5 protein-coding genes are annotated in these 6,960 nt (G+C 70.2%); 1 reads left to right on the forward strand and 4 read right to left on the reverse strand.

The window, feature by feature from the left end; translation table 11 throughout:
- Positions 1-3: 3 nt before the first annotated feature.
- The 4 genes from ACIWQI_RS12555 to ACIWQI_RS12570 all read right to left on the reverse strand — a co-directional run bounded on the left by ACIWQI_RS12555 (position 4) and on the right by ACIWQI_RS12570 (position 4,374).
- Positions 4-1,341: a class II 3-deoxy-7-phosphoheptulonate synthase gene (locus ACIWQI_RS12555; protein ID WP_396657872.1), complete on the reverse strand. Its 1,338-nt coding sequence runs from the start codon at positions 1,339-1,341 to the stop codon at positions 4-6.
- A 55-nt stretch (positions 1,342-1,396) separates the two neighbouring features.
- Entirely contained in the window at positions 1,397-2,593 is a 1,197-nt protein-coding gene (locus ACIWQI_RS12560; protein WP_396657873.1) for a M23 family metallopeptidase, read from the reverse strand.
- Between the two features lie 154 nt (positions 2,594-2,747).
- Complete coding sequence (locus ACIWQI_RS12565; protein WP_396657875.1) at positions 2,748-3,437, reverse strand: lysophospholipid acyltransferase family protein; 690 nt, start codon at positions 3,435-3,437, stop codon at positions 2,748-2,750.
- Between the two features lies 1 nt (position 3,438).
- Positions 3,439-4,374, reverse strand: coding sequence for an ROK family glucokinase (locus ACIWQI_RS12570; protein ID WP_396657877.1), 936 nt, complete (start codon positions 4,372-4,374; stop codon positions 3,439-3,441).
- A gap of 121 nt (positions 4,375-4,495) precedes the next feature.
- Between ACIWQI_RS12570 and ACIWQI_RS12575 the strand changes: the two genes are divergently transcribed.
- On the forward strand, positions 4,496-6,346 hold the full coding sequence (locus ACIWQI_RS12575) for an AMP-dependent synthetase/ligase (protein WP_396657878.1): 1,851 nt from the start codon (positions 4,496-4,498) through the stop codon (positions 6,344-6,346).
- Positions 6,347-6,960: the final 614 nt, after the last annotated feature.

The following is a 6,960-nucleotide window of genomic DNA, read 5'->3' on the forward strand; positions in this document are numbered from 1 at the left end:
CGCTCAGCGCTTCTCGAGCTCCTCGGCCACCAGGAACGCCAGCTCCAGGGACTGCATGTGGTTCAGGCGGGGGTCGCACAGGCTCTCGTAGCGGGTCGCGAGGGTCTCCTCGTCGATCATCTCCGAGCCGCCCAGGCACTCGGTCACGTCGTCGCCGGTCAGCTCGACGTGGATGCCGCCCGGGAACGTGCCGACGGCGCGGTGCGCCTCGAAGAACCCCCGCACCTCGTCGACGACGTCGTCGAAGCGACGGGTCTTGTACCCGGTCGGGGTGGTGATGCCGTTGCCGTGCATCGGGTCGGTGACCCACAGCGGCGTCGCGCCGGAGTCCTTCACCGCCTGCAGCAGCGGCGGCAGCGCGTCGCGGATCCGCCCGGCCCCCATGCGCGTGATGAAGGTGAGCCGCCCGGGCTCGCGGTCGGGGTCGAGCCGATCGATGAGCGCGAGCGCGGTCTCCGGCGTCGTCGCCGGCCCGAGCTTGACGCCGATGGGATTGCGGATGCGCGAGAAGTAGTCGACGTGCGCGCCGTCGAGGTCGCGGGTGCGCTCGCCGATCCACAGGAAGTGCGCCGACGTGTTGTACGGCGTGCCGGTGCGCGAGTCGATGCGCGTCATGGGCCGCTCGTAGTCCATGAGCAGACCCTCGTGGCCGGTGTAGAACTCCACCCGCGTGAGCTCGTCGAAGTCGGCGCCGGCCGCCTCCATGAACTTGATGGCCCGGTCGATCTCGGCGGCCAGGCCCTCGTACCGCTGGTTGGCCGGGTTCTTCGCGAAGCCCTGATTCCACGAGTGCACCTCGCGCAGGTCGGCGAACCCGCCCTGCGTGAAGGCCCGGATCAGGTTCAGCGTCGACGACGCCGTGTGGTAGCCCTTCAGCAGACGCGACGGGTCGGCCTGCCGCGAGCCCTCGGTGAAGTCGTAGCCGTTGACGATGTCGCCGCGGTATGCCGGCAGCGTCACGTCGCCGCGGGTCTCGGTGTCGGAGGAGCGCGGCTTGGCGAACTGCCCGGCCATCCGGCCCATCTTCACGACCGGCATCGACGCGCCATAGGTGAGGACGACGGCCATCTGCAGCACCGTCTTGATCCGGTTGCGGATCTGGTCGGCGGTGGCGCCCGCGAACGTCTCGGCGCAGTCGCCGCCCTGGAGCAGGAAGGCCCGGCCGGATGCGGCACGCGCGAGGCGGGTGCGCAGGTTGTCGACCTCGCCCGCGAACACGAGCGGAGGCAGCGTCGCGAGCTCGGCAGACACGGCGGCGACCTCTTCGGGGTCGGGCCAGGACGGCTGCTGCTTGATGGGCAGCGTCCGCCAGGCATCCAGTGCGTCGATCTGCTGAAGCATCCGATCAGTCTACTGGCGCCCGCAGGCGCCCAGCCCGCCCGGCGACGGATGCCTATCAGGGGAAGTTCACGATGGTCTCATAGAGCGGATACACCTCGCGCAGCTCGCCCGACGCCGGCTCGATGTCGAGCTCGTCCCCGGTCACCGCGGAGATGTCGACCGTGCCCACGAGGGTGAGCGCCTCGAGCACGAAGGGCAGGCTCTGCCCCACGAACAGGTCGGGCGTGTCGAGCAGGCCGAAGTGCAGGTGCGGGCCCTGCGAGGGCCCGGTGTTCCCGAGCTTGGCGAGCACATCCCCCGTGCGCACCGTGTCGCCCACCTCCACCGCGAGACTGCCCGGCTGCAGGTGGGCGTAGGCGGCGTAGACGCCCGGCGCGATCTCGAGGATGATCTGGTTCCCGCCGAACCCCGCCTTCGTCGTCGGCGGCACCGATGCGAACGGGATCGACTCCTCGACGCCGTCCTGCGCGGCGACGACGGTGCCGTCCGCGACGGCGAGCACGTCCGCGCCGAACCCGTAGAACATCTCGTTGGCGCTGCCGTCCCCCTCGTAGACCCGGTTGCCCTCGACCCTCGCCCAGTCGACGGCGAAGACCTCGGCGGTCGCCATCCGCAGGCCGCCGGCCGCGAGTCGGAGATCGCGGTGCACGTTCGGGCTGCAGCACGCCGAGGTGGCCAGCCAGCCGTCGCCGGCCAGGGGCGGGGCGATCACGATCGCCTCGCTGCGATCGATGGCGACCTGCGGGCCGTTCACCGTGTAGCCGTCGATGATCGCCGCGCCCGCGATCCCATCCGGCAGGGTGTACTCGATGCGGTGCGTCACGGTCTCGGGCACCTCGCCCGGCGGCACCACCAGGTCGACTTCGACGGCCACCGCCGCCGACGCCTCCACGACGGCGGACGGGGCGTGCGTGTACAGCGACTGCGTGGCCGCCGCCAGAGTGTCGCCGTCCACGGTCATGAGCTCGTCGCCCGCGGCATCCACGACGGTCACCGCGCTCAGCGTCACCGGGTCGCTGAAGACGTTGACCACGAGCAGGCTGTACTCGACGTGGTCCATCTCGTCGGTGCCGCGCACGACCTGACCGTCGCCGAGCGGCTGGACGAGGATCGCGCTGACGTGCTCCGGTGGGCCGGCGGTGGCGTCGGGCGACGCGGTCGCACCGCCCGCATTCTCGAAGGTGCATGCCGTGGTCGTCAGCGCGAGCGCCGCAAGTGCGGCACCGAGCACGAGCCGTCGTCGATTGCGCATGGGGCCATCCCCGATCGTCGGGCGCCGGCCGTGCCATCCTCTCCGGCCGCCGCGGCCGGTGAGCGACTTCGATGTGCGCACGGGAGGTCTGCCACTGCGCACGCTACTGCACGCGCCGGGCCCCTCACCAGGGGACCTCTGCGCAGTGCGCTCCTCAGGGCACGCGCTTGGTGAGGCGGTCCTTCACAGTCGACGCGTACACGTCGTCGTACTGCTGCTCGCCCAGCCGCTGCAGCGCGACCATGATCTCGTCGGTGATCGAGCGCAGGATGTAGCGGTCGCCCTCCATGCCCGCGAAGCGGGAGAAGTCCAGCGGCTCGCCGATGACGACCCCCACGCGGACCACCCGCGGCATGCGCGTGCCGATCGGCATCATGACGTCGGTGTCGACCATCACCACGGGCACCACCGGCACGCGCGCCTCCAGCGCCATGCGGGCGATGCCGGTGCGCCCGCGGTACAGCCTGCCGTCGGGGCTGCGGGTGCCCTCGGGGTAGATGCCGAGCAGGTCTCCTCCGCCCAGCACCTGCAGGCCGGTGTTCAGGGATGCCTCGGACGCCTTGCCGCCGGAGCGGTCGATGGGCAGCTGGCCGGTCGCCTTGAAGAACATGCGCGTGGCCCAGCCCTTGATGCCGCGTCCGGTGAAGTAATCGCTCTTGGCCAGGAACGACACCGGCCGATCGATCATCAGCGGGAGGAAGATCGAGTCCACGAACGAGAGGTGGTTGCTGGCCAGGATCGCCGCGCCCTCGCGCGGCACGTTGTCGCGCCCGACGATCCATGGGCGCCAGATCGCCTTCACCCAGGGGCCGATCACGATGTACTTCATCAGCCAGTAGAACATGTCAGTCCCGCCTCGCCGCGAGGTCGGCGGCTCCGATGATGCCGGCGTCGTTGCCGAGCTGCGCGGTCGTGAACTCGGCGAGCGGGCGCGCCACGAGCCCGGGAACGGATGCCTCGTAGGCCCGTCGCACCGGCGCGAGGAGATCCTCGCCGAGCTGGGACACTCCCCCGCCGATCACGAAGACCTCGGGGTCGACCACCGCCTGCAGGCCGCCGCAGCCTTCGCCGAGCGCGGTCGCGATGCACTCGACGGCCTCGATGGCGCCGGGGTCACCCTCGCGCGCGAGGCGCGAGATCTCCCGACCCGGGATGCGGCCGAGCTCCGCCCGCAGCGCTGCCAGGCGCGCGCCGACGCCGCCGGCGTCGGCGATCTCGCCTGCCGCGCGCTGCAGCGCCCGGCCCGACGCGTACTGCTCGAGGCATCCATGCTGCCCGCAGCCGCAGAGCCGTCCGCCGCGGACGAAGCGGGTGTGGCCGAGCTCGGCCGCGATGCCGTGGCCGCCGGTGAGCAGCTCGCCGTCCAGGATGATCGCCCCGCCCACCCCCGTGCCGAGCGTGAGCATCACCATGTGGTCGTGGCCGCGCCCCGCGCCGTACCTGTATTCGGCCCAGCCGGCGGCGTTGGCGTCGTTCTCGAGGGTCACCGGCAGGCCCAGCCGGGACTGCAGCCGGTCGCGCAGCGGCTCGTCGCGCCACGCGATGTTCGGCGCGTGGATGACCGTCGACCTGTCTTTCGAGATGAACCCCGCCGCGGCGACGCCCACCCGGGCGACCTGGTGCCGCTCGGCGAGGGCCTGCACCATTCCCACGACGGCATCGGCGATCGCCGCCGCGTCGGACGGGGTGTCAGCGCGCAGCCTCTCGACGATCGCTCCGGCGGCGTCGACCGCGCCGCCGGCGATCTTCGTTCCGCCGATGTCGATTCCGACCGTGAGCACGGGTGGAGTCTATCCCTCCGCCCGCATCCTCTTTCGAGCAGCCTCGAGCGGGTCCGCCGGGGTGCACAGCACTAGACTCGAAGGAACAGCCGCCCGAGCCGGTACCGAAGGAGTTGCCGACATGACCTCGTCCGAAAAGCCGACACGAGTCCAGTTCGAAGTCCCGCCGATCGTCCCCGCCGATCCGCAGGCGAACGTCACCGACCTTCTCGTCGAACGGGTCAAGGAGACGCCGAACCGCCCGCTGTTCGGACTCCCGGACGGTGACGGGTGGCGCGATGTGTCCGCCGCGGAGTTCGAGAAGCAGGTCATCGCGCTGGCGAAGGGCTTCGCCGCCGCCGGGATCGAGCCCGGCGACAAGGTCGGCTTCATCGCCCGCACCACGTACGACTGGACCCTCGTGGACTTCGCGCTCTTCTACGCGGGCGCGGTGATGGTGCCGATCTACGAGACCAGCTCCCCCGCGCAGATCCAGTGGATCATGGAGGACTCCGGTGCGATCGCGTGCATCGTCGAGAGCGCCGATCACGAGGCGCGCCTCGACGAGGTGCGCGCCGACCTGCCCCTCATCCGCTCGGTGTGGGCGATGCACCTGGGCGACCTCGACAAGCTCGTCGAACAGGGCAAGGGCGTCGAGGACGCCGAGATCGAGCGCCGCCGCAACCTGGCCGCCGGCGAAGACATCGCGACGCTCATCTACACCTCCGGCTCGACCGGCCGGCCGAAAGGCTGCGTCATCACGCACAGCAACTTCGTCGAGCTCACCCGCAACTCGGCCCGCGCGATGCGCGAGGTCGTCGAGTATCCCGGTGCGTCGACGCTGCTGTTCATCACGACCGCGCACGTGTTCGCCCGCTTCATCTCGATCCTGAACATCCACGCGGGCGTGAAGACGGGCCACCAGCCGGACACCAAGCAGCTGCTGCCCGCGCTCGGGTCGTTCAAGCCGACCTTCCTGCTGGCGGTGCCGCGCGTGTTCGAGAAGGTGTACAACTCGGCCGAGCAGAAGGCCGAAGCCGGCGGCAAGGGCAAGATCTTCCGCGCCGCCGCGAAGACCGCGGTCGAGCACTCCAAGCTGCAGCAGGAGGGCAAGAAGGTCCCCTTCGGCACGAAGATCAAGTTCGCCCTCTTCGACAAGCTCGTCTACGGCAAGCTGCGCGAGGCGATGGGCGGCAACGTGGTCTACGCCATCTCGGGTTCGGCGCCGCTCGGCGAGCGTCTCGGCCACTTCTTCCACAGCCTGGGCGTCGTGATCCTCGAAGGATACGGCCTGACCGAGACGACGGCGCCGGCCACGGTGAACGTGCCGTCGAAGGCGAAGATCGGAACCGTCGGACCTGTGCTGCCGGGCGTCGGAATCCGGCTCGCCGAGGACGGCGAGGTCGAGATCCGCGGCATCAACGTGTTCAAGGAGTACTGGCGCAACCCGGAGGCCACGGCGGCGTCGTTCGACGGCGACTGGTTCAAGACCGGCGACCTGGGCACGTTCGACGAGGAGGGCTTCCTCACGATCACCGGACGCAAGAAGGAGATCATCGTGACCGCGGGCGGCAAGAACGTCGCCCCCGCGGCCCTCGAGGACCCGATCCGCGCGAACCCGATCGTCGGCCAGGTGGTGGCCGTCGGCGACAAGAAGCCGTTCATCGCGGCGCTCATCACCCTCGACAGCGAGATGCTGCCGACGTGGCTGGCCAACAACGGCCTGCCCGCGGACATGACGCTGGAGGATGCCGCGCGCAACGAGACTGTCCGGGCCGAGGTGCAGCGTGCCGTCGACGAGGCCAACAAGCACGTGTCACGTGCCGAGTCGATCCGCAAGTTCACGATCCTGCCGACCGAGTGGACCGAGGCGAGCGGACACCTCACCCCGAAGCTGAGCATCAAGCGCAACGTCATCCTGGACGACTTCGCCGGCCAGATCGAGGAGATCTACGCGGTGCCGGTGTCCACGACGACGACCTCGATCAGCTGACGCGTCAGCAGCCCCCGGCCGCTGTGCGAGCGCAGCGCCCCCCGGCCGTTGAGCGAGCGGAGCGAGACGAAACGCGGCAAACCACCACACGGGGCGGACCGCGTTTCGTCTCGGTCGCGCTGGCGCGCGTCCTCGCTCAACGACCAGACACGCACAACCCTCCGGCCGTTGAGCGAGCGCAGCGAGACGAAACGCGGTGAGTTTTCTGCGGTGGCTCGGTGCGTTTCGTCTCGGTCGCGCTTGCGCGCTCAACGACCAGAACCACACACCACCACCCGGCCGTTGAGCGAGCGGAGCGAGACGAAACCCGGTGTGCTTTTCTGCGGTGGCTCGGTGCGTTTCGTCTCGGTCGCGCTGGCGCGCGGCCTCGCTCAACGACCGGGCCGCGCGGCCATGTTCACCCCCGCCCGTTGAGCGAGCGGAGCGAGACGAAACCCGGTGTGCTTTTCTGCGGTGACTCGGTGCGTTTCGTCTCGGTCGCGCTGGCGCGCGGCCTCGCTCAACGACCGGGACGCGCCGCCATGTTCACCCCCGCCCGTTGAGCGTGCGCAGCGAACCCCGTTTCGTCTCGGTCGCGCTGGCGCGCGGCCTCGCTCAACGACCGGGACGCGGGG

Source organism: Microbacterium sp., assembly GCF_044508325.1.
GTDB lineage: Bacteria > Actinomycetota > Actinomycetes > Actinomycetales > Microbacteriaceae > Microbacterium.

What these genes read in the sequence shown, in the direction of transcription:
- ACIWQI_RS12555 (WP_396657872.1), bottom strand. Translation starts at nt 1,341, where the DNA reads ATGCTTCAGCAGATCGACGCACTGGATGCCTGGCGGACGCTGCCCATC.
- ACIWQI_RS12560 (WP_396657873.1), bottom strand. Translation starts at nt 2,593, where the DNA reads ATGCGCAATCGACGACGGCTCGTGCTCGGTGCCGCACTTGCGGCGCTC.
- ACIWQI_RS12565 (WP_396657875.1), bottom strand. Translation starts at nt 3,437, where the DNA reads ATGTTCTACTGGCTGATGAAGTACATCGTGATCGGCCCCTGGGTGAAG.
- ACIWQI_RS12575 (WP_396657878.1), top strand. Translation starts at nt 4,496, where the DNA reads ATGACCTCGTCCGAAAAGCCGACACGAGTCCAGTTCGAAGTCCCGCCG.